The sequence below is a fragment of the Virgibacillus kekensis genome (assembly GCF_042654125.1).
Classification (GTDB): domain Bacteria; phylum Bacillota; class Bacilli; order Bacillales; family Amphibacillaceae; genus Lentibacillus; species Lentibacillus kekensis.
In genome coordinates, this window is sequence record NZ_JBHSFU010000003.1 from 208965 (window position 1) to 235397 (window position 26433).

The following is a 26433-nucleotide window of genomic DNA, read 5'->3' on the forward strand; positions in this document are numbered from 1 at the left end:
GTAATGAAACGAATTGTTTTTATGGGTACACCCGATTTTTCAGTACCTGTTCTCCAGAAACTGACAAAGACAGAATATGAAGTAGTCCTGGTTGTCACACAGCCTGATCGCCCAAAAGGACGGAAAAAGGTTATTACCCCGCCACCCGTGAAAGTGGAGGCTGAAAAACAGGGTATTCCGGTTTTTCAGCCGGAAAAACTAAGAGATGAGTATCAGAAAATCCTAGCCTATGAGCCTGATTTGATTGTCACTGCAGCATATGGACAACTTCTGCCGAATGCCTTGCTTGAGGCTCCGCAGTTTGGCTGTATCAATGTCCATGCCTCTCTCTTGCCGGAGCTACGCGGAGGAGCACCCATTCACTACGCAATTATGCAGGGTAAAAAAGAAACTGGTATAACTATTATGTATATGGTTGAAAAACTGGACGCAGGAGATATACTGACACAGCGTAACGTTGCAATCTCGGATGATGATCATGTAGGAACACTGCATGATAAGTTGTCAGAAGCAGGTGCCGAACTACTGACTGATACACTGCCAGCTTTATTCAGCCGTAATATTACTCCTGTCAAACAGGATGATTCCAAAGCTACATTCGCGTCAAATATTAAACGTGAGCAGGAAAGAATCGACTGGAATAACAGTAATGAAGCAGTCTATAATCATATTAGAGGACTTAATCCCTGGCCTGTTGCATTTACTACATACGAAGGCAAAAACATGAAAATCTGGTGGGCGGAAATAGAAAATTCAACGTACAAAGGGGCTCCCGGGGAAATTGTTAAGATTGTTAATAACGAAGCTTTTATCGCGGTTTGTGGGGACCAGAAGGGACTTCGTGTAACTGAAATCCAGCCCGCAGGCAAAAAGCGGATGACCGTAAAGGAATACCTGCAAGGAGCATCCGATCGAATTAATACAGGGGTTAAATTAGGTGATTAAATGAGTAATTATCAGGTAAGAGAAGCAATTGTTGATTTGCTGGTGCGAATTGAGCAGGACAGCGGCTACAGCCATCTGCTGATCGACCACGAAATCAAATCAAGGAAGATTCCACCCAGAGACGAGGCACTATTGACAGAGATCGTTTATGGCACGATTCAGCGCAAAATGACGCTGGACTATTATCTGGATTCTTTTGTAGATAAGAAGAAAAAGATCAAGCCATGGGTTCGGATGCTTCTAAGAATGTCAGTTTACCAAATGGTTTTTCTAGATAAAATACCCGACCATGCAATCATTCATGAAGCAGTAGAGATCGGTAAACATAAGGGGCATAAGGGAATCGCCTCATTTGTTAATGGTGTTTTAAGAAGCATTCAGCGAAAAGGTATTCCGGACACTAGTGCAATTGAAAGTGAGTCCAAACGAATCTCTATTGAGACAAGCCACCCGGAGTGGATGGTGAAACGCTGGATTTCCATGTATGGTGTGGAGGTAACGCATGACATGTGTCAGGCTAACCTGGAGAGAAAAGTTTCCTCCGTACGCGTCCAACCGCTGAAGATTACCCGTAAGGACGTGATGGATGAACTTAATAGTCTTGGGTTTGAAACAAGACCCTCCGAGTTTTCTGATCAGGGTATTATTATTGATAAAGGAAACGTGCTGAAAACAAGACTTTTTGCTGAGGGTTATCTGTCGATTCAGGACCAGAGCTCGATGCTCGTCGCTGAGATGCTTGACGTTGAACCGGAAATGGCTGTATTGGATGCCTGCAGTGCTCCCGGGGGCAAGGTGACACATATAGCGGAGAAAATGCAGGATAAGGGAACAATTCAGGCTTACGATCTGCATAAGAAAAAGGCAAAACTGATTGACAGAAAAGCTGAGCTGCTGAATTTGTCGATAATTGACGCTGCTGAAGGGGATGCACGGAAGCTTCAGGAACGCCATCAGCCAGAAAGTTTTGACCGGATTTTGGTAGATGCACCGTGTTCAGGACTAGGAGTAATCCGTGGAAAACCCGATATCAAGTATAATAAGGATGAAGAGGATATAGAACGCCTTGCCAAAATTCAGCTGGACATCCTGAATCATGTTGCACCTTTGTTAAAAACCAATGGACTACTGGTATACAGTACCTGTACAGTAGACAAAGAGGAAAATAATGAGGTTGTAAAGGCATTTTTAAACAGCAATCCTGATTTCAGCCTTGATGAATCCTTTATGGAAGAGCTGCCTGAATCCATAAAAAAATCTCCAGGAGTAACGGAGGCGGGGGTGCAGTTATTTCCACAGACGTTTTATACGGATGGTTTTTTTCTGACACGTTTTATAAAGAGGTAATTTGCTATTAATTTTGGTAGCACTTCATTTACGAGGTGATAGGATGGAAGAGAAGTTTCTTACTGATCAAGGGAAGATAAGAACGCATAACGAGGATGCCGGCGGTGTTTTCTACAATGGGAGCGGGCAATTGCTTGCAATTGTTGCTGACGGAATGGGTGGACATAAGGCAGGAGACGTTGCAAGCCAGATGGCAACCACCATTATTCAGCAAAAATGGCAGGATAGTCCCGAATTGACTTTACCTGAAGACACCGAAGCATGGCTCGCTGAATCGCTCCAAGAGGTAAATAATGCAATATTTGAAAAAGCCGACAGCAAGGAAGAATGCCGTGGAATGGGGACGACGGTTGTTATTGCTGTATGTGCAAAAGACTTTGTCACCGTTACCCATATAGGCGACAGCCGCTGTTATATTCTGAATGAATCAGGATTTAAACAAATAACGGAAGATCATTCGCTGGTTAATGAGCTCGTCCGGTCGGGGCAAATAAGCCGTGATGATGCCGAACAGCACCCTCGAAAGAATGTACTTCTGAAGGCACTGGGTACCGAGGAAAATGTTGTGGCCGATGTTCAGTCTATCGGCTGGGAAACCGGTGACAGATTGCTCCTTTGTTCAGATGGATTGACGAACAAGGTAACAGATGAAGAATTGCACAATTATGTTGTGGCCGGAACGGATGCAGAATCCACCGGAAAGGAACTGATTTACCTGGCGAATGAACGGGGCGGCGAGGATAACATAACTCTTATAATCATACACCACGAACTACCAGTGAAAGAGGGTGAGTCCTAGTGCTGAATGGTCACCTGTTAAATGATCGCTACCGGATCAAAGAAACAATTGGTGGCGGCGGTATGGCAAATGTGTATCTTGCTACCGATATTATTTTAAACCGGGATGTTGCAATAAAAGTTTTACGGCTCGATTATGCCAACGACCAGGAGTTCATCGCACGGTTTGACCGAGAAGCCCAATCAGCAACAAGTCTGTCACATCCTAATATCGTCAATATTTATGATGTTGGGGAAGAGGACCATATTCTGTATATGGTTATGGAGTATGTAGATGGAATGACGCTGAAGGAATATATTCAGCGGTATGGACCGATTGATGTTCAGGAAGCTTTGGATATCATGAAGCAAATTACTGCGGCTATTTCACATGCTCATGCGAATGATATTGTCCACCGGGACATTAAACCGCAAAATATACTGATTGATACATATGGACAAGTAAAGGTTACTGATTTCGGTATCGCCGTTGCGCTGAGTGCTACTTCTCTTACGCAGACGAATTCCATTCTGGGATCTGTTCATTATCTCTCACCGGAGCAGGCGCGTGGAGGAATGGCAACGAAGAAATCGGACATTTATTCACTGGGAATAGTACTTTTTGAACTTCTGACAGGCCGTCTGCCGTTTTCTGGACAGTCACCTGTTTCAATTGCACTTAAACATCTGCAAAATGATACACCCTCGGTAAAGCGGTTTAACCCTGGGGTTCCGCAAAGTGTGGAGAACATCGTTTTAAAAGCAACGGCAAAGGATCCTTTTCATCGCTATGAAACAGTTTATGAGATGGAGGATGGGCTGGAAACAGCACTTGATCCCGATCGTGCTGACGAGGAAAAGTATATTCCGCCTGTAGAAGCAGGGGAAGAAACCCGTGCTATTCCTATAATTACCGATAGTCAGTTGAAACCTGATACTAATGGGGATACGATCGTACACTCCACCAATAATGGAACAAAAACATATAGTACGGACGAGGAACCTGCCAAACCTGCGCCAAAGCCAAAGAAGAAAAAGAGCAAAAAGAAAAAATGGACGATTTTTTTCATTGTGCTGTTTACATTAATTGGTGCTGGATTGGCTGCCTTATTCCTTATACCTGGACTGCTGCAACCAGATGATGTCGATATCCCAGATGTAACCAATATGGAATATGAAGAAGCGTGGTCCGAACTGCAGGAACTTAATCTTAACCCGGAGCGGGAACAAATGTACTCAGAAGATGTGGAAGAGGGATATGTTATTAAAACAAATCCAAAGGCTGGTGAAACGGTTAAAGAAGAGTCAAAAGTTACACTTTTTGTCAGTCAGGGAAAAGAAAAAGTGGAGTTCGGTGACTATGTGGGCCAGGATTTCAGTCAGGTAAAACGTTTACTTGAAGAGAAAGGCTATGAAGTAATTGACTATAAGCAAACGTCTGATAAGCCAGCGGGAGAGATTATTGGTCAAATTCAGCCATCTCCTGGAACTGAAGTTGTTCCCAGTGAGACCCGTGTAATATTTGATGTCAGCAAGGGTCCGGAGCTTATTTCCGTTTATAACCTTCAAGGAATGACCGAGCAGCAGGCAATTACTGCACTTGAAGAGCAAGGTTTGTCGGCGAAAATTGAAGAGGAATCGTCTGAGGATACTCCAGAGGGTGAAGTTATTCGGCAGGACCCTGCGCCATATACAGAGATGGAAGAAGGCGAGACGGTTACCCTCTACATTTCTACTGGTCCTAAAGAAAAGCCGCCTAAAAATGTTACGGAAACATTTACTGTTTCCTATAACCCGGAAAGTGGTCCAGGCAACGGGGATAATCCAGGCAATGGGAACGGAAATGGAAATGGTAACGGAAACGGGAATAATCCTTCTGAACAAACCGTTACAATCTATGTGGAAGATGCAAACAATAACATTACAGATGTTTTTAAAGAGGATAAGATAACGCAGGATAAGGAATATTCCATCACATTTACCATTGAGCCTGACAGTGTTGCGCGCTACAAGGTAATCCGTGATGATGAGGTTGTTATCGATAAATCAATTCCATATGAAGAGGGTGAATAAATGGCAGAAGGCAGAATTGTTAAGGCAATCAGCGGATTCTATTATGTTAAGTCTGACGGTGAAGTTCACCAATGCCGAGGGAGAGGTGTGTTTCGCAAACAAAAAATCACCCCTCTTGTAGGTGACTTTGTGGAGTATGACATAAACACACCGGATGAAGGCTACGTGACAGATGTCAAGCCACGTAAAAACGAACTGATACGTCCACCGATTGCTAACATTGACCAGGCGGTTATTGTGAGTTCTGCTGCTAAACCGGATTTCAATCCTTTATTGCTGGACCGGTTTCTGGTGCTGATCGAGTCGAAGGGTATAAGGCCGATTATATTCATCACTAAGAAAGATCTCGTACCAGATTCCCAACTTGAAAAAATAAAAAAAATCAGGGAGATATATAGAGAAATCGGGTATCCAGTTGAACTGATATCGACAAAGAGTGAGGCGAATGAAGTAAATAAGCTCGAAGGATATTTCTCTGATAAGGTTTCCGTTTTTGCAGGTCAGTCGGGTGTGGGTAAGTCATCATTGCTTAACGCAATTAACCCTTCATTGGAACTTAAAACAGATGATATTTCAAAAAGCCTTGGACGAGGTAAACATACCACCCGGCATGTGGAGCTTATTGAAATGGGCGGTGGTTTGGTTGCGGACACCCCAGGATTCAGCGCGCTCGATTTTAATGAGCTTGAAGCTAGTGAACTAGGAGATTGTTTCCCGGAAATCGAGGAACGAAGCATAGATTGTAAATTCAGAGGTTGTTTGCATAATAAAGAACCTAAATGTGCGGTAAAAGAAGCAGTCGCTTCAGGAGAGATAACAGAGCTGCGCTATGAGCACTATCTGAGTTTTTTAGATGAAATTTATTCAAGGAAGCCGAGGTATTAAAAGTTATGGTAAAAATTGCACCTTCTATTTTATCAGCAGATTTTGCAAAACTTGGAGAAGAGATAAAGGATGTAGCCGAAGGAGGCGCTGATTATATTCATGTGGATGTAATGGACGGACATTTTGTACCGAATATCACAATAGGGCCATTAATTACGGAGGCAATAAAACCTGTGACGGAATTGCCGCTTGATGTTCATTTGATGATTGAAAACCCAGATAACTATATATCCATGTTTGCCGACGCAGGAGCATCCATAATTTCCGTTCACCAGGAGGCGAGCCCACATCTGCACCGGACGATTCAGTTAATAAAAGACAAGGGTGTTAAAGCAGGTGTCGTCATCAACCCTGCTACACCTGCCGAAATGATTAGAGAAATTCTTCATGAGGTTGACTTAGTCCTCGTCATGACAGTGAATCCGGGATTTGGTGGCCAGTCATTCATTCATCATGCAGTACAAAAGATTAAGCAAATCGCTGCCTGGAGAGAGGAACTGAATCTTTCTTTTGAAATTGAAGTGGATGGTGGCGTTAACGTGGAGACGGCGAAACTATGTACCGACGCAGGAGCTGATGTCCTGGTTGCAGGAAGCGCAGTATTCAATAAGCATGATCGCCGACAGGCAATAAATGCCATCCTGGAGGCAACCGGGAAAGCAGATCAGCGATGAAACGGATTGCTATTGTGGGGAATGGACCAAGAAAGCTTATTCCGGATCTAAGACAATATGCGTCCTTTACAGATACCTGGATCGGAGCTGATCGGGGTGCATTGACTGTAATTGAAAACGGAATCTCCCCGGCCTTCGCGGTAGGGGATTTCGATTCAATAAATGAGAGGGAGAAAGAAGTCGTCAGAAGTAATGCAGACTCGTTCACCACATATCCTTCTGAAAAAGATCAGACAGATTTAGAGATTGCATTGGATAAAGCTATAAGCATGGATCCTCAGGAGATTTATTTATTCGGTGTAACCGGGGGACGGCTTGACCACGCCATGACAAATATCCAACTATTATATCTGTTGCTGAAAAAGAATGTTAAGGGAATCATTATCGATACTCAGAATAGGATGGAACTGACTGAACCGGGTAGTCATGAGGTCTCTCGCAGTGAAACATTTCCTTATATTTCTTTTGTCCCACTTTCCAAAAACGTTGAAGGGCTAACGCTTCAGGGCTTTTACTACCCTCTGAATGATCAGTCCATCATGTGGGGATCAACACTCTGTATTTCAAATAAGCTTATTTCAAATTATGGTACTTTTTCGTACAGAGAAGGCATACTATTACTAATAAAGAGTCGTGATGCTGTGTCTCATACGATTCCAGTGTAAGCTTTGTTTGTAAACAGAGGAGGCGGAGAACTCATGAAATTTTATACTATTAAACTCCCAAGGTTTATCGGCGGATTTGTTCGAGTTGTCATCGGCATGTTTAATAAAGAGAAATGAGGAGAAATAGCTTTTGTCAATAATCATTGGCAAAAGCTCATTTTTTTTGGACAAGATACGAAAAAGCTAAGACAGAACAGGGGGGGCACGGATAAGCAAGCGACAAGAGCCACGGCTGGTTTTGATGTTTGGCATGTCAATTGCTCGTGGTAGAATCTTAGGAGCCGCAGCTAGATTGCAAAAGAGCTCCAACGTGAAAAAGCATCCATCAAATGGATGCTTTCCGGTCATTAACTAATGCTGGTTCTTATTTGCGGTATATTTATACGCGCTCTACTTTACCAGATTTCAAGGCACGAGCAGATACGTAAACACGTTTAGGTTTGCCATCTACCATAATACGAACTTTTTGCACATTAGCTTTCCAGTTACGTTTGTTGGAATTCATCGCGTGTGAACGCTGGTTTCCACTACGGGTTTTACGTCCGGTTACAACACACTTTCTTGCCATGGTAATCCCTCCTACTCTGACAAGTTTCATTTCATACTTTATAAATTTATCATATGTCCCATTAGAATGCAATCGTTATTAATAATTGTATAAAGAAAAATATCTTGACACTATTGTTAATTTCGTCCATTGTTATAAGGGGTATGGAATAGCATACCATACTTTTAAATTGCGTATGCTTGTAGTAAAATATTCTTATAATGTGCGGGTATTAAAGGAGGATAATAATGTCCATTGAACTTAATACAAATGATGGCCACGTTACAATTACGAATGAAGTGATTTCCACTATAGCCGGCGGTGCAGCTGTAGAATGCTATGGTATAGTTGGCATGGCATCAAAGAGCCAGATCAGGGATGGAATCGCTGAAATCCTAAGGAAAGAGAACTTTTCCAAAGGAGTCGTGGTTCGTCAGGAAGATAACCATCTTCATATTGACATGTATATAATTGTGAGTTACGGAACCAAAATTTCTGCAGTGGCACATAATGTGCAGTCACAGGTTAAATATACATTAAACAAATCTTTGGGATTGGCAATAGACTCAGTTAATATCTATATTCAAGGTGTAAGAGTATCAAAAGATTAACAAACTGAATCAGCACACATTAACAAGACGGCGTCTTATTACGGTGGCTATTTACGGTAGGGCGTCTTACGCTTTTGTTTACAGGGAGAAGGTGTTGTGCTTTCCTCCCTGGATAAGCGCAACTGAGACTTATCGATTCATGAACACAGGATAAGTCAGGTTTTTAATGAGGAGGAAGAATTGTGACGCTACAAACGTTGGATGGCGTAGATTTCTCGAAAATGGTTCTCTCCGGAGCACACCATTTGACGAACAACGCCCAGAAAATTGATGCTTTAAATGTATTTCCTGTTCCCGACGGCGATACAGGAACTAATATGAATCTCTCCATGACATCTGGTTCCAATGAGGTAAAGAAACTGGACAGTAATAATGTAGCTGAGGTGACCAATGCTTTTGCCAAAGGGCTTTTGATGGGTGCTAGGGGTAATTCCGGTGTAATTCTCTCTCAGCTATTTCGCGGATTTTCCAGAGGGCTTGAGAATAAAAAGGATGCGACATCAAAAGATCTTGCTAATGCATTTGACAATGGCGTGAAAACTGCCTATAAAGCTGTCATGAAACCAGTGGAAGGCACTATACTTACTGTGGCCAAAGATGCTGCACAAGTAGCCATGGATACAGCCAAAACGGAAAAAGATGTAATCGCTTTAATGGAAAAAGTGGTTAAGGAAGCAAAAGCTTCGCTGAAACGTACACCGGATTTATTGCCGGTTTTAAAAGAAGTGGGAGTAGTTGACTCGGGTGGACAAGGTCTGCTGACTATTTATGAGGGCTTTCTCGCAGCGTTGAAAGGTGAAGAACTTCCGGAACAGACAGCCGATGAAGCAGAGATGGAAGAAATGGTGAATGCAGAGCACCATAAAATTGCCCAGGACTTCATGGATACCTCAGAAATCGAATTTGGCTATTGTACAGAGTTCATGGTTAAATTTGAAGAGGACAAGCTTAATGAAAACCCGTTTGACGAGCAGGTATTCCGAAATGAGCTCAGTGAACATGGGGATTCTTTGCTTGTTGTTTCAGATGATGAAATCGTGAAGGTTCATGTTCATGCGGAATATCCGGGAACAGTCCTTACACTTGGACAGCGATTTGGCAGCCTGATCAATATGAAAATAGAAAATATGCGTGAACAACATACTGCCATAGTTGGTGATAAAGAAGCGAAACCAGTGCCTAAAGAACAGGCGGAATATGGTATCGTTACTGTAGTAATGGGTTCCGGACTAAAAACCTTATTTGAGAGCCTGGGTGCCAGTGTGGTTATTGAAGGCGGCCAGACAATGAATCCTAGTACACAGGATATTGCCGATGCCATTGAGGAAGCTAATGCGAAGAATGTAATAATCCTGCCTAATAACAAAAATATCGTGATGGCAGCTGAGCAGGCAGCAGAACTCGCAGAAGTGGCTGCTGCAGTTGTACCGACCAAAACTATTCCACAGGGGATCAGCGCATTACTGGCGTTTCATCCAGAAGCAGAGCTGGCCGAGAATAGTGAAGCTATGAAAGATGCGAGCAAGCAGGTGAAAACTGGGCAGGTTACATATGCTGTCCGTGATACTCAGATTGATGGTATTACTATTGAGAAGGGCCATTTCATGGGAATTGCTGATGGGGAAATCAAGGGATCCAATCAGGATAAGATTGAGACGGTTAAGCAACTTCTCAATGAGATGATCACGGAAGATGATGAAATTCTGACTATCCTTAAAGGTGAGGATGCAACCGATAAGGAAGCAGAAGAAATTGAAAAATTCTTAGAGGATACGTACGAAGATATTGAAATTGAAGTTCATGACGGTAAACAGCCAATCTATTCGTTTATATTTTCAGTAGAATAATTGTTAAGCAAAAATCCGCCTTCAGGAGATGAAGGCGGATTTTTTAGATTCCAAAGATTCTCAGCATAAAATCTAACAGGAATAATACGGATATGATGATAAGTGGCAAGGATAATTCTTTTTGTTTACCCATCGCCATTTTTACAATTGGATAAGCAATAAAACCAAACGCCATCCCATCGGCAATACTGTACGTAAAAGGAATTGTTGCAACGACCAGAAAAGCCGGTAACGCCTCGGACATATCATCCAGTGGAACATGGCGGATATTCTGGGCCATCAACACACCAACAATAATCAGGATTGGACTTATCGCGGTATTCGGAATCATAGAGATCCATGGAATAATGAAAATCGTTGCGAGGAAAAGTAATCCTGCAGTTAATGCTGCTGTCCTTGATTTACCTTCAGATGCGATTACGGCAGCATTTTCAGCTGCGGATACAGTAGGCGATGTACCGAAAAATGCGCAGGTTAACGAAGAAAATGCAGTAACCTGGTATGCCCGGCCATAACTGTTATCCCGCTTCAGCATATGCAGCTGTCCATGCAACAGACCCATGTTCTCAAAAATAAGAATCATGGCTAGCGGAAATATCGCTAACCAGAAAGAAATTTCATCAATTGCAGAAAAGGACGGTATAAATACAACATCATTTATACTGATTGCCGTAGTACTTTTTTCCATGTCCAATATTCCATAGAAATATGCCAGCAATGTGCCTCCAATCATTGTAATAAGGAAGTTGGCTGGGATACCTTTCATAAACATGAATATTGCAAAGAACAGCGTAAGCAAACTGACAATCACTGTCGGCGAAGTAAAATCACCGATAGCTACAATAGTATGTTCACCACTGACAACTAATCCACTCTTCTGCAGCCCGATAAGGATTAAAAAGAATCCAAGTCCTACAGTAATTGCATGCTTTAGGGACTCGGGAATTGCTTGTTTCAAGATAATCCCGAGTTTACTGAAGGCCGTAATTAAAAACAGCAGTGAAGCAATAAGTACGACTGCCAGTCCTTCTTGAAATGCCAGACCGGTTCCTTCAACAATCGAATATGCGAATAACGCATTGATGCCCATCCCAGGAATCAGGATTAATGGCAGCTTTGCGTAGAGCCCCATAAGGATGGTACCTGCAAAACTGGCAAGAATCGTTGCAACCATACCACTTTCGAGTGATATGCCTGCTTCACTGAGAATAGATCCGTTCACTGCCACTATATATACAGTGGTCAGATAACCAATAAGCCCGGCAATTATTTCAGTCCGCCATTTGGTCATGACTTTTCCTGGACTGGAATTACTGTTATAAGGCATATTATCTCCTCATATTTTTGCGTCCCTCTCCCACCCGATTATTAATAGATTGTTCAATAATAAATTGAATAAACCTTTATTAAATAATCCACAAGAAGTAATTATATGGCTCGGGAATAGAAATGTCAAAATACACATTAGCCGTATATCTGTGTCCGCTCTTTCTGACTGATAGGTTCAAATTGATCAATTTCAACGTCAGGTGACTGGTTCGTTACCTGAGCGAACCTGTTTTTTCTGTACGTACGGACCTTAGTATCCTTAATCAATACCTGCTTCATTCCTTCTATCATATAATTAAGGGCCAGAATTGTAAGTGCAAAAGCCCCTAACGGCACTAATGGAAGCCACGGAAACACATCAAAATACTTATAGGAATACCCTATAAGGCCAGCCCAATCCCCTGTTAGCGATTGGAAGCCATTGGACATCAGGTGGTGAGGGATTGTCCCTCCCAGGAACAGGTTAAGCAGGCCTAAATGAACAAGCAGAATAAGGACTTGAACCACCTGCTGACCGAAATTCACCCATAGTTTTGGTGCCAAGTGAGGAAGCACATGTGTCTTTAGTAAATGCCACCGTCCTGCACCGATTACTTTCGAACCTGTTACAAATTCTTTTTTCAGGATGAGTGATGTTTCATTGCCAATCAGGGTAGCTATCATCGGAAGGGCAATCAGTACAAAAATAAGTAACTCAAAAATAATCCGTTCCCAGAATCCTGCTGAAAAGGTGCGGGTAAATTCATCCTGCATTAGAACAGGTCGGAGAATAAAGTATGCGATTAACGCGGTCGGTAAATATTGAAAAGCTTCAGAGATGCCTGTTAGTAGCCGGCTCACTCTTGGAAATAAAAATGCGTAACATAACCCCACGACTGTTGAAACGACCATCCTTAGTGCTGCCGCTGCCAGTGCAAACCCAATTGTAACGATCCCGCCTTTCAGCAACAAGTACAGATAGTCAGACCCAAAGCGGTCAGACCCGAATGGCGGTAATAGGGAAGGCGGATGCGGAGATGCACTTACAAGTTTCCCATCTTTATACAATAGGTTCGTTGTTGGTACCTGCGCATCAAAAAAAATCCAGTGTATCGCACTTGCTGCCATTACTATAGCAATGAACGAGAAACCAATAACAAATAAGGGATTTTTAAATAAATTCTTAACCATGATTAAAGCACCACCTTTTGAGAAGTGGCTTTTTCAATAATGAATTGGCCGATAGCCAAGACCGCAAATATCGGAACGAAAAATAACAGGATCCCTAAAGTGAAAATCTCTGGTGTAGGTGAAGTGTACATAAACTGAATTAGCCCATTAATACCGAAGACAAGTTCAGCTACAAGTAGATTGGAAAGCATTACCCAAAGAATGAATCGGGTATGAAGAAACATTCCCATTATGGCGTTTCTTAGAATGTGTTTCCATAAGATAAGGTAATTTTTTAATCCTTTAGCGGTAGCCATCTCGACATATGGTTGGTCTGCCTGCTCCTCAAAATCCAAAATAAAAATACGGAACAGAAATATTGTCGGTAAAATACTTAAAGCAATGATAGGGAGGGTATACGGCTGGTGGCCACCATACTCAACCACGTAAAACAATCGTTCCCCAGTCTGCATATGTATCCATATTGCACCAGTCTGAAACAGAATCATAACTAGAACATCTGGTACGGATTCTAAGGAAAACAAAATGAATTTTACAATTTTAATTAGTTTTCTGGGCAATAGAAAAGTGAAAAATGCTAATGCCATTGCCACCAAAAATGCAACGGAAAATGCTCCTAATAGTAGTGTCATTGAATAACCCCACGGATCCAGGATTCGTGGAAATAACGGCCGTTCAAATCCCCCAATCATTTGGGACATCTCCCAAGGTCGGATGATTTCAGGCAGTGTTGCTGTCAGTTGTGCTATATAAGAGCCTAAATTCATACTTACCCCATTAAATAAAGATGGAAGTGCACCAATCAGAAAGATGCCAACCAATCCTAGAATAAACTTTCCAGATATGCGTGATACAAAACTATCCAATTGACTCCCTCACTTTTTAATAAATTTCTTTTTCTCTGTATAGGCAATATTATCACGACTTTTCACATAAAAGTAGACTTTTTTACCATTATTCTGAATAGCCGCACATGCCGAAAGATGAATAGTAGAATAGAGCGTTCACCTCGATCAAATACGGTGTATTCCTTTTAGGATGGGTGATTATTGGTCGGCTTTTTGTTATAATGATAGATAATGAAAATAAATATTCGGGTACAGGCGGTGTTACTTTATGAAATATAATTCAGTTTTTGATATTATTGGACCGGTTATGATCGGTCCGTCGAGTTCACATACAGCTGGAGCAGCTAGGATTGGGAAAGCTGCACGAAATCTATTTGGAAAAGAGCCGAAATGGGCACGCATTCATCTTTATGAATCTTTTGCGAAGACGTATAAAGGTCATGGAACTGATTTTGCTTTAATTGGAGGCTTGCTGGGGTATGAGACGGATGATCTCCGAATGAGCAAATCACTTGATGCGGCCAAGGAAAAAAATATTGACTTCGAATTTATTGAAGATAGCGCAAAAATGAGTCATCCAAATACTGCCCGTTTAATAATAGGCGATGAGAAGGACCAGCTTGAACTCGTTGGTATTTCAATCGGTGGCGGGAAAGTGGAGATTACCGAACTGAACGGATTTGAGCTACGCTTGTCCGGAAACCATCCTGCTTTACTGATTATGCATAATGACCGGTTTGGAGCCATTGCTTCCGTTACAAAGATACTTGCGAAATATGAAATTAATATTGGTCATATGGAAGTTAACCGGAAGGATGTCGGAAAAGAAGCACTGATGGTCATTGAAGTGGACCAAAATGTCGAGGATACTGTTTTAAAAGAATTGGAAAATGCCGATCATATTATTCGGATTTCCAAAATAGTTTCATAGATTCTCAAAAGCACCCGGAGAGGAGTTTTATTATGTTTCGTAATGTTGCAGAGCTTGTTGAAATAGCTGAAAAAGAAAATATATTGATATCTGAAGTTATGATTCGTCAGGAAATGGACGTAAAAGATAAATCAAGAGAAGAAGTTTTTTCTGATATGGAGAAAAATCTTGATGTAATGGAGAAAGCTATAGAGGATAGTCTTAAGGGTGTTGAGTCGGTCACCGGTTTAACCGGAGGCGATGCAGTCAAAATCCAAAACTATATGAAAGAAAAGACACCGCTATCAGGGAATTTAATGATGGATGCTGTAAGTAAAGCAATGGGAACCAATGAAGTTAACGCAGCAATGGGAACAATTTGTGCTACACCTACCGCTGGGAGTGCCGGGTGTGTTCCTGGAACTTTGTTTGCGGTCAAAAATCAGCTGAACCCGACGCGCGAGCAAATGGTTCGTTACCTGTTCACATCAGGTGCCTTTGGCTTTGTCGTTGCCAATAATTCGTTTATTTCGGGGGCGGCAGGTGGCTGCCAGGCTGAGGTTGGATCTGCAGGTGCAATGGCATCCGCAGCAATTGTCGAAATGGCAGGCGGGACACCACAGCAATCGGCAGAAGCTTTTGCTATGACGCTTAAGAACATGCTTGGTCTTGTGTGCGATCCGGTTGCAGGTCTTGTGGAAGTACCGTGTGTTAAACGGAATGCAGGCGGATCATCGCTCGCAATTGTTTCAGCCGATATGGCACTTGCAGGAGTAACCAGCCGGATTCCGTGTGATGAGGTTATAGGAGCTATGTACCGAATTGGTAAGCAGATGCCATCCAGCTTGCGTGAGACAGGCGAGGGCGGACTTGCTGATACACCGACAGGAAGGCTTTTAAAAGAAAAGATATTCGGAATGTCAGTTTAGAAAGAGTGATATGACATGCTAAATGAACCAGTAACGCAGCTGAAAGGAGTAGGGGATAAATTTGCCGAAAGCCTGGCAGATATGAATATTCACACTGTTGAGGATTTGCTGTTTTATTTTCCCTACCGTTTCGATGTATTTGAAATCAAACCGCTCAGCGAACTAATTCATGATGATAAAGTTACCATCGAGGGAAGGATTGTCCATGAGCCTTCTCTCACTTTTTTTGGGAAGAAAAAATCCCGGCTTACCTTTAATCTGGAAGTGGAAAATGTCGCGATTAAAGCAGTTATGTTCAACCGGGCCTTTGCAAAAAAACAAATAAACGCAGGGGACACGATTACATTAACAGGGAAGTGGGATGCACACCGTTTGCAAATTACGGTGAGCAATTACCAAAAAGGTCCTGCTGCCGATCAGGCGGAAATCCAGCCGCAGTATTCCCTGAAAGGTGATGTAACGAATTACAAACTTAAAAAGCTTGTACAGACAGCAGTAAAAGAATACGGCAATCAAATAGACGAGATTCTGCCCGAACATTATCTCCATACATATAAACTACCCAATCGGAGAGAAGCAGTGGCTACCATGCATTTCCCTGAATCCAGGGTAGCGCTTAAGCATGCTCGAAGACGTTTTACATATGAAGAGTTTCTGCTATTTCAGCTAAAAATGCAGCTTTTACGGAAAATAAAGCGGGAATCAACAACAGGGAATGCCCAGCATTATGATAAACAAAAGGTTGATGGTTTTATTGGTGATTTCCCATTTAAGCTTACCAATGCACAGGAGAAATCGCTGATTCAGATTCTCCGGGATATGGAATCACCTTACAGAATGAACCGACTCCTGCAGGGAGATGTTGGCTCTGGAAAAACAGCCGTTGCGGCAATCTGTCTTTTTGCGGCGTTAACTGCAGGAAAGCAGGGAGCATTAATGGTTCCAACAGAAATCCTTGCGGAGCAGCATTACCAATCACTGACCGAGCTTTTTGGTGAACGTGCAAATATTGTTCTCTTAACCGGATCGGTTAAAGGTAAAAGGCGCAGGGAAATGACCGTTGCAATCGAGGACCATAGCATTGATATTGTAATTGGGACACATGCACTGATTCAGGATGACGTGAGCTTTGCTGATCTTGGATTTGTGATTGTAGATGAACAGCACCGGTTCGGTGTGGAGCAACGCCGTATTTTACGGGATAAAGGCCTTAATCCGGATGTTCTCTTTATGACAGCTACCCCAATCCCCCGTACACTTGCCATAACAGCCTTTGGCGATATGGATGTATCGGTTATCGATGAAATGCCATCAGGCCGTAAAGAAGTTGAAACATACTGGGCCAAAGAAAACACGATTGAACGCATTTTTAATTTTATCGGCAAGCGGGTTGAAGAGGGTGAGCAGGCGTATATCATTTGTCCTCTAATAGAAGAATCCGATAAAATGGACATTCAAAATGCCGTGGATTTGTATCATCAACTTGAGGAATACTATGCAGACAGCGTTGAAGTGGGTCTGATGCATGGACGGTTGTCAACTGATGAAAAAGATGGAATCATGAAGGACTTTGCTGCCAATAAAGTACAAGTTTTGGTCTCGACCACCGTTGTTGAGGTAGGTGTAAATGTCCCAAACGCTACTATTATGGTTATTTATGATGCAGAACGGTTTGGTCTTTCCCAGTTGCACCAGCTGAGGGGGAGGGTTGGCCGTGGCGACAAGCAGAGTTACTGCATACTTATTGCGGATCCAAAAGGTGAAATTGGTAAAGAACGTATGCGTATTATGACGGAAACTGCTAATGGTTTCGAACTATCTGAAGAGGATCTGAAACTGCGCGGACCTGGTGATTTTTTTGGCAAAAAGCAAAGTGGTCTGCCTGACTTTAAAGTGGGCGATATGATACACGACTACCGGGCGCTTGAGACAGCCAGACAGGATGCGCAGGAAATTGTGGAAAAAAATTTGCTGGAAGAAAACGCGTCATTTTACCCATTGCGGATAATGCTGGAAAATGACACATTTCTTCATGATAAACTTGATTAATAGATAGCTTGCATATTTAACGGTGGTACTATATATTACTATTAGTACCAAGTCATAAAACATAATCTATAAGTGCAACTCCAGCTAAATGAAATGCAAAGTTTTTAAATTCGGACGGTGCGGATGATGAAAATCAGTAAAATGGAACGGCAGCGATTATTAAAGGAAACGATAGAGAGCACGCCATTCATCACGGATGAAGAGCTTGCGAAAAAGTTTAATGTCAGTATTCAGACAATCCGGCTCGACCGGATGGAACTGTCCATTCCGGAGTTGCGTGAACGGATTAAATCAGTTGCAACTTATCAGTGGAACGAAACAGTTAAAGCCCTTCCGATCGATGAGGTAATAGGTGAACTGATCGATCTGGAGCTGGATAACAGGGCAATTTCCATGCTAATCATAAAGCGGGAGCATGTTTTTTCGCGCAACAAAATAGCACGGGGTCACCATCTGTTTGCACAGGCAAATTCTCTTGCTGTCGCGGTTATTAATGATGAACTGGCGCTTACTGCCAAGTCGGAAATAAAGTTCACCCGACAAGTAAAAGAGGGAGAACGGGTTGTGGCGAAAGCCTTTGTTGAAGGTGAAACTGATAAAGGATTGACAGTAGTCAGAGTGAACAGCTTTGTAGGTAATGAAAAAGTATTCACCGGATTGTTTTACATGTATCGCTCGAACGATTGAGAGGGGGATCTCCGGCATGAAAATAGTGATTGATGCCATGGGTGGAGACAATGCACCGAAAGAAATTGTGCTTGGTGCGATGGAAGCTGTCAGTCAGCATAAAGACCTGAATATCACCCTGGTCGGCAACGAAAAAGAAATTAAAAAATACTTAACAGAATCTGCGAATATTGATATTATCCACACTGAAGAGGTTATCACTTCTGAGGACGAGCCTGTACGCGCAGTGCGGCGAAAGAAGAACTCTTCGCTTGTCCTTATGGCAAAAGAAGTGAAGGAAAACCGAGCCGATGCATGTATATCAGCAGGGAATACCGGCGCCTTAATGAGTGCGGGACTTTTTGTGGTGGGAAGAACTCCAGGAATTGACCGTCCAGCGCTAAGTCCGACACTCCCTACTGTCGATGGGAAAGGCTTTCTATTGCTCGATGTTGGTGCAAATGTTGATGCGAAAGCGCACCATTTGGTCCAGTATGCAATTATGGGGTCCATTTATACCGAAAAGGTCCGGTCGATCAATAATCCGACTGTTGGGCTTTTGAATGTGGGTACGGAAGATGGTAAAGGAAACGACCTTGCCAAAAAAGCGTTTACCCAGCTAAAAGAAGCACCAGTTAATTTCATTGGCAATGTGGAGGCTCGTGATATCCTTTCAGGGGCTGCGGATGTGGTGGTTACGGATGGTTTCAGCGGCAACATTGCATTGAAGACAATTGAAGGTACAGCGATGACGATGTTTTCCATGCTAAAGGAAACTTTTATGTCGTCATTGAAGACCAAAGTCGCGGCTGGAATGGTTAAAAGTGATTTGAAAGGATTAAAAAGCAAGCTTGACTATTCCGAATATGGTGGTGCAGGATTGTTTGGATTAGCTGCACCTGTTATCAAAGCACATGGGTCATCGAATCGTCGTGCAGTCTATAATGCAATCAGGCAGGCATCCCATATGGTAGAGCATAATGTAATTGATACGATTGAAACAACAATGGAGACAATTGAATTGGACAAGGGGGAAAACGAATGAAACGAATAGCGTTTATGTTCCCTGGTCAAGGCTCGCAGGCAGTAGGCATGGGGAAAGCTTTTTATGAAGAATACGCGGAAATAAAAGAATTATTCAATGAGGCGGACGAACTATTAGAACCAAATATTTCTCAAATCATGTTTGAAGGACCAAAAGATAGGCTGACTGAAACCGAAAACGCTCAGCCTGCACTGTTGCTTTCCAGTGTTGCTGTACATACTCTTCTTCTAAAAGAGAAAATTCAGCCGGTCATGGCAGTCGGCCACAGTCTTGGTGAATATAGTGCACTGGTGGCATCAGGTGCAATTTCATTTAAAGAGGCTCTTCCACTTGTAGCTACACGAGGCAGGTTAATGGAGGAAGCTTTCCCTAAAGGAAAGGGTGCCATGGCGGCAGTGCTGGGGATGTCACAGGAAGACATCGTACAAGCGCTTGAAGAACTTGGTGATGACGAGGTCGTTGATATCGCTAACCTTAATTGCCCTGGACAGATTGTTATTTCAGGTTCCAAAGAAGGAATCGATCATGCCAGCACACTTCTTAAAGAAAAAGGCGCCAAGCGGGTGCTACCGTTAAATGTAAGTGGTCCATTTCATTCCCGGCTGATGGAAGCGGCTAATGAACAGTTTTCCAAGGAATTGAATAAGGTTGAGTTCAACAATGCTAGCATCCCTGTGTATGCAAATGTTACAGCAGAGCCAGTAACCGATAAAGATGAGGTTAAGGAACTTTTAATCAGACAATTATATTCTCCGGTAAGGTTTGAAGAATCAATCCGGAATATGATTGATCAGGGTGTAGATGCATTTGTAGAAGTAGGTAATGGTAAAGTGCTGAGTGGTCTTGTGAAAAAAATCGACCGTAAAATAAAGACGTTTGCAGTGCAGGATTCTGAGTCGCTGAACGACTTTATTTCATGGTACAGGGAGGAATCCTAAATGCTCGAAGGTAAGAGTGCACTTGTAACTGGTGCGTCCCGTGGAATAGGCCGGTCCATTGCCCTGGAACTTGCTAGACAGGGTGCCAATGTAGCGGTGAATTTTGCTGGAAATGAAGCAAAAGCACAATCTGTAGTTGAGGAAATAGAACAACTCGGTGTAAAATCTATTAAGATACAGGCTGATGTGGCTAACGCTGATGACGTTAAGGCTATGATAAAAGAAGTAACAGGAACATTCGGCAGTCTGGATATACTTGTTAATAATGCAGGCATTACCCGTGATAACCTGTTGATGCGCATGAAAGAAGACGAGTTTGATCAGGTTATTAATACCAATCTTAAAGGTGTGTTCCAGTGTACCAAGGCAGTTTCACGACAGATGATGAAGCAAAAGAGTGGAAGAATCATCAACGTGGCATCAATTGTTGGGGTGAGTGGCAATCCAGGACAGGCTAATTATGTTGCTGCTAAAGCAGGGGTTATTGGTCTGACTAAATCCACTGCCAAGGAATTTGCATCACGCAATATACTGGTCAATGCAGTAGCACCAGGTTTTATCTCAACAGATATGACTGACGCACTTACCGAAGAACAGAAAGAAAGTATGCTTGGAATGATTCCACTTGGAAAACTTGGGCAACCGGAAGATGTAGCAAAAGTCGTACGCTTCCTAGCATCAGAGGATTCCAATTATATGACTGGCCAAACCCTTCACATCGACGGCGGAATGGTGATGTAAGAATAAAAGCGTTCGGGCTTGAACGGCGACGACATGCATAAGCAAGATAATTACTCATTGAAAGGGGGTGAAGGATCGTGGCAGACGTATTTGATCGCGTAAAAGAAATTATCGTTGAACGTCTTGACGTTGAAGAATCGAAAGTAACAATGGAAGCATCGTTTAAAGATGACCTGGAAGCAGACTCACTTGACGTTGTGGAACTTGTAATGGAACTTGAAGATGAATTTGATATGGAAATTGCTGATGAAGAAGCAGAAAAAATTAATACAGTAGGTGATGCTGTTAATTACATAAACAGTACTCAGTCCTAATTCATGAAAGTCCCGTTCCGCGGGACTTTCCGTATATTTACAATTCAGTCTGTCTTCGGTAAAATGGACCTAACTATATGTACAGAGTGGTGATCAAGCAGATGAATGCTGAAGTGTTGCAGAAGCAACTTGATATAACATTTAACGACCATGATTTAATGAGACAGGCCTTTATCCATTCATCTTATGTGAATGAGCATCGGGGAGAAACATTTTCGGATAACGAACGTCTGGAGTTTCTTGGCGACGCTGTTTTGGAACTGGGAGTCTCCCAGTACTTATTCCGTACAAAAGAGCGGATGGCAGAGGGGGAGCTGACAAAGCTCCGGGCATCGATTGTCTGTGAGCCATCACTTGTAAACTTTGCCCGGGAATTGAATTTTGGGGAACACATTTTACTAGGAAAAGGGGAAGAACAGACAGGCGGCAGAGACCGTCCTGCACTACTCGCGGATGTTTTTGAAGCGTTTCTGGGAGCTCTTTACCTTGACCAAGGATATGATGTAGCTATACAGTTCCTTGAAAAGTATGTCTTTCCGAAAATCAAAACAGGTGCTTTTTCGCATGCGATGGATTATAAAAGCCAGCTGCAGGAACTCGTCCAGCAGCACCGTAATCAAAGTATAGAGTATGTGATAGTTGAGGAAAAAGGGCCATCCCACAATAAAGAGTTTGTCGCCCAGGTATTGATCAAAGGTGAGGTTGCCGGGGTGGGAGTAGGCCGAACAAAAAAAGAAGCTGAACAACGTGCAGCTAAAAATGGACTAGATACATTTAATGATTAAACTCAAAAATGAGTAAACCGGTTGCTGAAAATGCCGATTTACTCATTTTCTTTTTAACTTTGCTTCCTATGAGGCTATTTTCATAAATTTTGTTGCCCTAAAAGCTCCGAAATTCATGTAAACTGCGACATAACTTGAGCTTCGCTCTGGAAATACATTCCGCTTTCACCACTCCGGGTGCAAGGTCAACATCTGTTCAAGCTAAAGCTTTCACAGTGTTTCCTTTGCCGCCGGGCAACGCTTCAACTTCCTCGGAAGAAAACCACTTCCTGCGGGATTTTCAGCTGTTGCTTTTCCCGCAGGAGTCTCCATGTATTTCCCTCGCTGGATTGAAGTTGATTCATACGTATATAGTTTGCCCTCTTAAACTATGATTTTCTAACAGTCCGCAGTTCGTCAATAAAGGCTTGTGTTTCAGAAGCACTGAGCTGACCCTTTTGCTTTACCATTTCATACATAAACTTTATATCATCATATTTATCCAGGTCATAGTCTTCCACGTCCATAATGGAGCGATTTACTACACTCAACCGTTCAGCAATCTCATTAAGCATAAATTCCATATTTTCTTTAGAAGGATTTTCCAGATTCATGCAATCACCTCATTCCATTATTCAGCAACAAAAGCAATAATTCCTTGTATGTATCCGTTACATCTTCTTTTGTTCCTTTCTTTATGATAAAATAAATGCGGTAAAAAGCCAAACGGAATAGGGTACATAATGTTTTTATCCCGATGTTAAATAGGAGAATGTATATGTATTTAAAGCGATTGGAAAGTGTGGGTTTCAAGTCATTCGCCGAGCGAATCAACGTAGATTTTGTTCCTGGATTGACAGCGGTTGTTGGCCCAAACGGAAGCGGAAAAAGTAATATTACCGATGCAATCAGATGGGTCCTGGGTGAACAGTCTGCCAGGTCTCTTCGTGGTTCCAAAATGGAGGATATTATTTTTCAGGGAAGCGATACCAGAAGACCGCTCAATGTTGCTGAAGTTACACTGGTAATGGACAACACTGATAAGAAACTCCCACTGGACTATGAAGAAGTGAGTGTCACCAGGCGTGTATACAGGTCAGGGGAAAGTGAGTTTTATATCAATAAGCAGTCCTGTCGTCTGAAAGACATTGTTGAATTATTTATGGATTCAGGTCTCGGCCGTGAAGCATTCTCCATTATCAGTCAGGGTAAAGTCGAAGAAATTCTCAGTTCTAAAGCAGAAGAGCGCCGCACCATTTTTGAGGAAGCTGCAGGTGTACTTAAGTATAAACAGCGTAAAAAAAAGGCAGAGTATAAATTAGCAGAAACCCAGGAGAATCTAAACAGGGTGGAAGATATTATACATGAGATTGAACAGCAGATAGATCCCCTTCAAGAGCAGGCTGAAACTGCCAAGAAATACCTCGAGAAAAAGGAGCAGCTGAAACAGCAGGAGATTTCACTGCTTGTTACAGAAATTGAAGATCTGCATGGCAAATGGCAGAGTTTACTTGATGAACTAGATAAAGAGAAACTGAAAGAGATAAATCTTAAAACAGAAATTCAACGAAAAGAAGCCAAACTGGAAGAAGAGCGCCAATTAGTAGAAAAGCTTGACGGGGAGATTGAACACTATCAGGCAAAATTACTGACAGCAACCCAGAAACTTGAGCAGTTTGAGGGTAAAAAGCAAGTGTTTAACGAACGGACCAAACACTTTGCTGAGAATAAAGAGAATCTCGAAACACAACGAGAAGAAACAAAGGCAAGACTGAACAAGCTACAGGCGGAACTTGCTGAAGAAAATGAAAAACTGGCATCACTGCAGCAGACCAGACGTGAAACTAAACAGCAGGTTCAGGAACTGGAAGATAAGTTAACTTCAGGCCAGGAAAGTATAGCCAATCAAATTGAAGAAATGAAATCGGACTATATCGAGCTGCTTAATAAGCAGGCGGCAAAACGAAATGAGAAGCAATCAGTGGATCGGCAGCTTAAACAGATTTCAGGAAAGAAAGATAAGCAGGCTGAACGCTTTGAGGATCTTCTTGCGCAAAGAAAGACCCTTACATCAAAGCGGGATGAACTGGCCTCAAGCCTTTCAGAAATAGAAAAAACATACGAAGATAAAGTCAGTCATGTTCAGCAACTTAAAGAAGAAATAAGCAGTAAAAGGAATTCTTTTCAGGAAGCACAGACTAAACTGTATCAGGGATTCCAGCATATCGAGAAGATGAAGTCGAAAAAAGAAATGCTTGAAGACATGAAAGAGGATTTTCAAGGATTCTATTATGGCGTAAAAGCTGTACTTAAGGCCCGGGAAGAACAAAAGCTTCACGGGATTCACGGTGCTGTAATTGAACTTGTTGATGTCCCTAAAAAATATATTACAGCAATTGAAACTGTACTTGGTGGACAAGCACAGCATGTTGTGGTCAACGACGACCAGGCGGCGCGGAATGCAATCAGCTGGCTGAAAAAAACAAATAATGGACGGGCAACATTCCTGCCGCTTGCATCCATCCAGCCACGTTTCGTCCCTAAGGACATGCTTGCTAAAGTAGAGAATCATCCAGGGTTTGTAGGAATTGCCGCAAACCTGGTATCCACTAGCAATGAATTCGAGAAAGCTGTAAATCATTTAATGGGACACGTAATTATCGCAAAGACTCTAAAAGACGCAAATGATATTGCCAAAACGGTTATACGAAGGTATCGAGTTGTAACACTTGAGGGCGACGTTGTTAACCCTGGGGGTTCAATGTCAGGAGGAGCACAGAAAAAATCAAACCAATCCTTGTTCACCCGGGAAAAAGACCTTCAGGAAGTAACTGAAAAACTGAGTGAGTTTCAAAAGAAAGCTGCATTGTTCGAACAGAAAGTTGCCGAGCAGAAACAGGATATAGCAGATCTCGAAAGCCGGCTATTGTCCGAAGAAAAAACTGTATCGGAGGAGCAGCAAAGTCTTCAGGAAATCCGTTCGGCATTCAAAGAAACTGAAATGAAGCTTGCTACACTAAATGATAATCTTGCCCTTTATGATCAGGATAAACAACAATTTGATCAGGACAGTGATTCGCTTAAAAAACGTGACAGGGAGCTTAATGGTGAACTGGAAGAAATCTCAGGCAAGATAGAAGATATACAGAATGAGATTGAGCGTCTAACCGAGCAGGAGGCTGAGCTGAGGGAAAACCAGGATCATCTGCAGGAAACATTGCAGACTAAACGGGTTGAACTTGCTGAGCAGGACGAACGACTTAAGAGCCAACGGGAAAAAGCCAATGGACTAAAGGAACAAGTAGCTGAGTATACAGACCGACATGAGCGTTATGCTACAGAGCTGGATGAACTGCTAGAAATGCATAATGGTAATGAGACAGAAGAAGAGATAGATCAGCAAATCCTTGCAGCAAAAGAAGATAAACAGACAATAACAGCAAGAATTCAGGATATGCGCGCTGAACGTGGAAAGCGTACACAAATTATGCAGGATCAGGAAAATGAACTGAAAGAGGAAAATAAAAAGCACCAGGTATTTATAAAGTCAATTCAGGATAAAGAAGTGAAAGCTAATCGTCTTGATGTTGAACTGGAAAACCGGATTTCCAAGCTTCAGACCGAATACACGATTACTTTTGAAAAGGCGAAACAGGTTTATGATAAGACAGAAGATCTGGAAGCCACCAGGTCAACTGTCCAACAGATCAAACAGGCTATTGACCGTCTTGGTACGGTCAACCTGGGAGCGATTGACGAATACGAGCGTATTTCTGAACGGTACGAATTTCTGTCTGAACAGCGCAATGATTTGGTTGAGGCCAAACAAACAATGTACAGTGTTATTTCTGAGATGGATGAGGAAATGCAGAAACGATTCGGTGAGACGTTCGGCCAAATCAGGGATGAATTCGCATTGGTATTCAAGCAGCTGTTTGGCGGCGGACGGGCTGAATTGAAGTTAACCGACCCGAAAAACCTCTTGGACACTGGAGTGGATATTATTGCTCAACCACCTGGAAAAAAACTGCAGCATCTAGGACTTCTTTCTGGAGGGGAACGTGCATTAACAGCGATTGCCCTGTTATTTGCAATACTGAGGGTACGGCCTGTTCCTTTCTGTGTGCTTGATGAAGTGGAGGCAGCACTTGATGAGGCCAATGTAGCCCGCTTTGCCAAGTACGTTAATCAATATAGTAAAAATACCCAGTTTATTGTTATTACACACCGTAAAGGCACTATGGAAGAAGCTAATGTTCTATACGGTGTAACCATGCAGGAGTCTGGGGTGTCTCGTTTGGTTTCAGTCCAACTTGAGGATACAAAAGAACTGGTTAAGTCATAAGGAGGGCATTGTAT

Annotated in this window: 25 protein-coding genes; 20 read left to right on the plus strand and 5 right to left on the minus strand. The window is 42.5% G+C overall.

Going from position 1 to position 26433, the window contains the following annotated elements; all coding sequences use genetic code 11:
• The first annotated feature begins 3 nt into the window (after window positions 1-3).
• The 8 genes from fmt to spoVM are packed head-to-tail and all read left to right on the plus strand — an operon-like array spanning window position 4 to window position 7483.
• Window positions 4-945 (plus strand): methionyl-tRNA formyltransferase, encoded by a 942-nt coding sequence (gene fmt / locus ACFO3D_RS02410; RefSeq protein WP_390293002.1) that lies wholly within the window; start codon window positions 4-6, stop codon window positions 943-945.
• On the plus strand, window positions 946-2292 hold the full coding sequence (rsmB, locus tag ACFO3D_RS02415) for a 16S rRNA (cytosine(967)-C(5))-methyltransferase RsmB (RefSeq protein ID WP_390293003.1): 1347 nt from the start codon (window positions 946-948) through the stop codon (window positions 2290-2292).
• A gap of 43 nt (window positions 2293-2335) precedes the next feature.
• Window positions 2336-3091, plus strand: coding sequence for a Stp1/IreP family PP2C-type Ser/Thr phosphatase (locus ACFO3D_RS02420; RefSeq protein WP_390293005.1), 756 nt, complete (start codon window positions 2336-2338; stop codon window positions 3089-3091).
• Window positions 3091-5142, plus strand: coding sequence for a Stk1 family PASTA domain-containing Ser/Thr kinase (gene pknB / locus ACFO3D_RS02425; protein ID WP_390293007.1), 2052 nt, complete (start codon window positions 3091-3093; stop codon window positions 5140-5142). The genes ACFO3D_RS02420 and pknB overlap by 1 nt, the downstream gene beginning before the upstream one ends.
• Window positions 5143-6027 carry a ribosome small subunit-dependent GTPase A gene (gene rsgA / locus ACFO3D_RS02430; RefSeq protein ID WP_390293008.1) on the plus strand — a complete coding sequence of 295 codons (885 nt, stop codon included), beginning with the start codon at window positions 5143-5145 and terminating at the stop codon, window positions 6025-6027.
• 5 nt (window positions 6028-6032) lie between these two features.
• Window positions 6033-6701, plus strand: coding sequence for a ribulose-phosphate 3-epimerase (gene rpe / locus ACFO3D_RS02435; RefSeq protein ID WP_390293009.1), 669 nt, complete (start codon window positions 6033-6035; stop codon window positions 6699-6701).
• Entirely contained in the window at window positions 6698-7366 is a 669-nt protein-coding gene (locus ACFO3D_RS02440) for a thiamine diphosphokinase (RefSeq protein WP_390293010.1), read from the plus strand. Before rpe ends, ACFO3D_RS02440 begins: the two co-directional genes overlap by 4 nt.
• A gap of 33 nt (window positions 7367-7399) precedes the next feature.
• Complete coding sequence (gene spoVM, locus ACFO3D_RS02445; RefSeq protein ID WP_390293402.1) at window positions 7400-7483, plus strand: stage V sporulation protein SpoVM; 84 nt, start codon at window positions 7400-7402, stop codon at window positions 7481-7483.
• A 262-nt stretch (window positions 7484-7745) separates the two neighbouring features.
• Here the strand turns inward: spoVM and rpmB are convergent, their stop codons facing one another.
• A complete protein-coding gene (gene rpmB / locus ACFO3D_RS02450; RefSeq protein WP_072886868.1) occupies window positions 7746-7934 on the minus strand; it encodes a 50S ribosomal protein L28 in 189 nt (62 codons plus the stop codon).
• A gap of 227 nt (window positions 7935-8161) precedes the next feature.
• On the opposite strand from rpmB, the gene ACFO3D_RS02455 reads away from it, so the two are divergent.
• Window positions 8162-8524: an Asp23/Gls24 family envelope stress response protein gene (locus tag ACFO3D_RS02455; RefSeq protein ID WP_390293011.1), complete on the plus strand. Its 363-nt coding sequence runs from the start codon at window positions 8162-8164 to the stop codon at window positions 8522-8524.
• Window positions 8525-8706: 182 nt separating this feature from the next.
• The gene (locus ACFO3D_RS02460; protein ID WP_390293012.1) at window positions 8707-10371 is read left to right on the plus strand and encodes a DAK2 domain-containing protein; all 1665 of its coding nucleotides are present in this window, start codon (window positions 8707-8709) and stop codon (window positions 10369-10371) included.
• Window positions 10372-10414: 43 nt separating this feature from the next.
• Here ACFO3D_RS02460 and ACFO3D_RS02465 read toward each other — a convergent pair whose 3' ends face one another.
• The 3 genes from ACFO3D_RS02465 to ACFO3D_RS02475 all read right to left on the minus strand — a co-directional run bounded on the left by ACFO3D_RS02465 (window position 10415) and on the right by ACFO3D_RS02475 (window position 13736).
• Window positions 10415-11698 (minus strand): NCS2 family permease, encoded by a 1284-nt coding sequence (locus ACFO3D_RS02465; protein ID WP_390293013.1) that lies wholly within the window; start codon window positions 11696-11698, stop codon window positions 10415-10417.
• Window positions 11699-11835: 137 nt separating this feature from the next.
• A complete protein-coding gene (locus ACFO3D_RS02470) occupies window positions 11836-12870 on the minus strand; it encodes an ABC transporter permease subunit (RefSeq protein ID WP_390293014.1) in 1035 nt (344 codons plus the stop codon).
• Window positions 12871-12872: 2 nt separating this feature from the next.
• Window positions 12873-13736 carry an ABC transporter permease subunit gene (locus tag ACFO3D_RS02475; RefSeq protein WP_390293015.1) on the minus strand — a complete coding sequence of 288 codons (864 nt, stop codon included), beginning with the start codon at window positions 13734-13736 and terminating at the stop codon, window positions 12873-12875.
• 250 nt (window positions 13737-13986) lie between these two features.
• On the opposite strand from ACFO3D_RS02475, the gene sdaAB reads away from it, so the two are divergent.
• The 9 genes from sdaAB (at window position 13987) to rnc (ending at window position 22095) form a co-directional block, all read left to right on the plus strand.
• Entirely contained in the window at window positions 13987-14649 is a 663-nt protein-coding gene (sdaAB, locus tag ACFO3D_RS02480) for an L-serine ammonia-lyase, iron-sulfur-dependent subunit beta (protein ID WP_390293016.1), read from the plus strand.
• A 32-nt stretch (window positions 14650-14681) separates the two neighbouring features.
• Window positions 14682-15557 carry an L-serine ammonia-lyase, iron-sulfur-dependent, subunit alpha gene (sdaAA, locus tag ACFO3D_RS02485; protein WP_390293017.1) on the plus strand — a complete coding sequence of 292 codons (876 nt, stop codon included), beginning with the start codon at window positions 14682-14684 and terminating at the stop codon, window positions 15555-15557.
• A 15-nt stretch (window positions 15558-15572) separates the two neighbouring features.
• Entirely contained in the window at window positions 15573-17606 is a 2034-nt protein-coding gene (recG, locus tag ACFO3D_RS02490) for an ATP-dependent DNA helicase RecG (RefSeq protein WP_390293018.1), read from the plus strand.
• 126 nt (window positions 17607-17732) lie between these two features.
• Window positions 17733-18293: a transcription factor FapR gene (gene fapR / locus ACFO3D_RS02495; RefSeq protein WP_390293403.1), complete on the plus strand. Its 561-nt coding sequence runs from the start codon at window positions 17733-17735 to the stop codon at window positions 18291-18293.
• 16 nt (window positions 18294-18309) lie between these two features.
• Window positions 18310-19317, plus strand: a complete 1008-nt coding sequence (gene plsX / locus ACFO3D_RS02500) for a phosphate acyltransferase PlsX (protein WP_390293019.1) — start codon at window positions 18310-18312, stop codon at window positions 19315-19317.
• Window positions 19314-20255 carry an ACP S-malonyltransferase gene (gene fabD / locus ACFO3D_RS02505; protein ID WP_390293020.1) on the plus strand — a complete coding sequence of 314 codons (942 nt, stop codon included), beginning with the start codon at window positions 19314-19316 and terminating at the stop codon, window positions 20253-20255. The genes plsX and fabD overlap by 4 nt, the downstream gene beginning before the upstream one ends.
• Complete coding sequence (gene fabG, locus ACFO3D_RS02510; RefSeq protein WP_390293021.1) at window positions 20256-20996, plus strand: 3-oxoacyl-[acyl-carrier-protein] reductase; 741 nt, start codon at window positions 20256-20258, stop codon at window positions 20994-20996. It abuts the gene before it with no gap.
• A 77-nt stretch (window positions 20997-21073) separates the two neighbouring features.
• Window positions 21074-21310 (plus strand): acyl carrier protein, encoded by a 237-nt coding sequence (gene acpP, locus ACFO3D_RS02515; RefSeq protein WP_390293022.1) that lies wholly within the window; start codon window positions 21074-21076, stop codon window positions 21308-21310.
• Window positions 21311-21411: 101 nt separating this feature from the next.
• Window positions 21412-22095, plus strand: coding sequence for a ribonuclease III (rnc, locus tag ACFO3D_RS02520; RefSeq protein ID WP_390293404.1), 684 nt, complete (start codon window positions 21412-21414; stop codon window positions 22093-22095).
• 368 nt (window positions 22096-22463) lie between these two features.
• Here rnc and ACFO3D_RS02525 read toward each other — a convergent pair whose 3' ends face one another.
• The gene (locus ACFO3D_RS02525) at window positions 22464-22688 is read right to left on the minus strand and encodes a DUF1128 domain-containing protein (RefSeq protein ID WP_390293023.1); all 225 of its coding nucleotides are present in this window, start codon (window positions 22686-22688) and stop codon (window positions 22464-22466) included.
• Window positions 22689-22852: 164 nt separating this feature from the next.
• Between ACFO3D_RS02525 and smc the strand changes: the two genes are divergently transcribed.
• Window positions 22853-26419: a chromosome segregation protein SMC gene (gene smc, locus ACFO3D_RS02530; RefSeq protein ID WP_390293024.1), complete on the plus strand. Its 3567-nt coding sequence runs from the start codon at window positions 22853-22855 to the stop codon at window positions 26417-26419.
• The last annotated feature ends 14 nt before the right edge of the window (window positions 26420-26433 follow it).

Bases quoted from the DNA above. Each gene is read 5' to 3' on its own strand.
- fmt (WP_390293002.1), top strand. From the start codon at position 4: ATGAAACGAATTGTTTTTATGGGTACACCCGATTTTTCAGTACCTGTT.
- rsmB (WP_390293003.1), top strand. From the start codon at position 946: ATGAGTAATTATCAGGTAAGAGAAGCAATTGTTGATTTGCTGGTGCGA.
- ACFO3D_RS02420 (WP_390293005.1), top strand. From the start codon at position 2,336: ATGGAAGAGAAGTTTCTTACTGATCAAGGGAAGATAAGAACGCATAAC.
- rsgA (WP_390293008.1), top strand. From the start codon at position 5,143: ATGGCAGAAGGCAGAATTGTTAAGGCAATCAGCGGATTCTATTATGTT.
- rpe (WP_390293009.1), top strand. From the start codon at position 6,033: ATGGTAAAAATTGCACCTTCTATTTTATCAGCAGATTTTGCAAAACTT.
- ACFO3D_RS02440 (WP_390293010.1), top strand. From the start codon at position 6,698: ATGAAACGGATTGCTATTGTGGGGAATGGACCAAGAAAGCTTATTCCG.
- spoVM (WP_390293402.1), top strand. From the start codon at position 7,400: ATGAAATTTTATACTATTAAACTCCCAAGGTTTATCGGCGGATTTGTT.
- rpmB (WP_072886868.1), bottom strand. From the start codon at position 7,934: ATGGCAAGAAAGTGTGTTGTAACCGGACGTAAAACCCGTAGTGGAAAC.
- ACFO3D_RS02455 (WP_390293011.1), top strand. From the start codon at position 8,162: ATGTCCATTGAACTTAATACAAATGATGGCCACGTTACAATTACGAAT.
- ACFO3D_RS02465 (WP_390293013.1), bottom strand. From the start codon at position 11,698: ATGCCTTATAACAGTAATTCCAGTCCAGGAAAAGTCATGACCAAATGG.
- ACFO3D_RS02470 (WP_390293014.1), bottom strand. From the start codon at position 12,870: ATGGTTAAGAATTTATTTAAAAATCCCTTATTTGTTATTGGTTTCTCG.
- sdaAB (WP_390293016.1), top strand. From the start codon at position 13,987: ATGAAATATAATTCAGTTTTTGATATTATTGGACCGGTTATGATCGGT.
- sdaAA (WP_390293017.1), top strand. From the start codon at position 14,682: ATGTTTCGTAATGTTGCAGAGCTTGTTGAAATAGCTGAAAAAGAAAAT.
- recG (WP_390293018.1), top strand. From the start codon at position 15,573: ATGCTAAATGAACCAGTAACGCAGCTGAAAGGAGTAGGGGATAAATTT.
- fapR (WP_390293403.1), top strand. From the start codon at position 17,733: ATGAAAATCAGTAAAATGGAACGGCAGCGATTATTAAAGGAAACGATA.
- plsX (WP_390293019.1), top strand. From the start codon at position 18,310: ATGAAAATAGTGATTGATGCCATGGGTGGAGACAATGCACCGAAAGAA.
- fabD (WP_390293020.1), top strand. From the start codon at position 19,314: ATGAAACGAATAGCGTTTATGTTCCCTGGTCAAGGCTCGCAGGCAGTA.
- fabG (WP_390293021.1), top strand. From the start codon at position 20,256: ATGCTCGAAGGTAAGAGTGCACTTGTAACTGGTGCGTCCCGTGGAATA.
- rnc (WP_390293404.1), top strand. From the start codon at position 21,412: ATGAATGCTGAAGTGTTGCAGAAGCAACTTGATATAACATTTAACGAC.
- ACFO3D_RS02525 (WP_390293023.1), bottom strand. From the start codon at position 22,688: ATGAATCTGGAAAATCCTTCTAAAGAAAATATGGAATTTATGCTTAAT.
- smc (WP_390293024.1), top strand. From the start codon at position 22,853: ATGTATTTAAAGCGATTGGAAAGTGTGGGTTTCAAGTCATTCGCCGAG.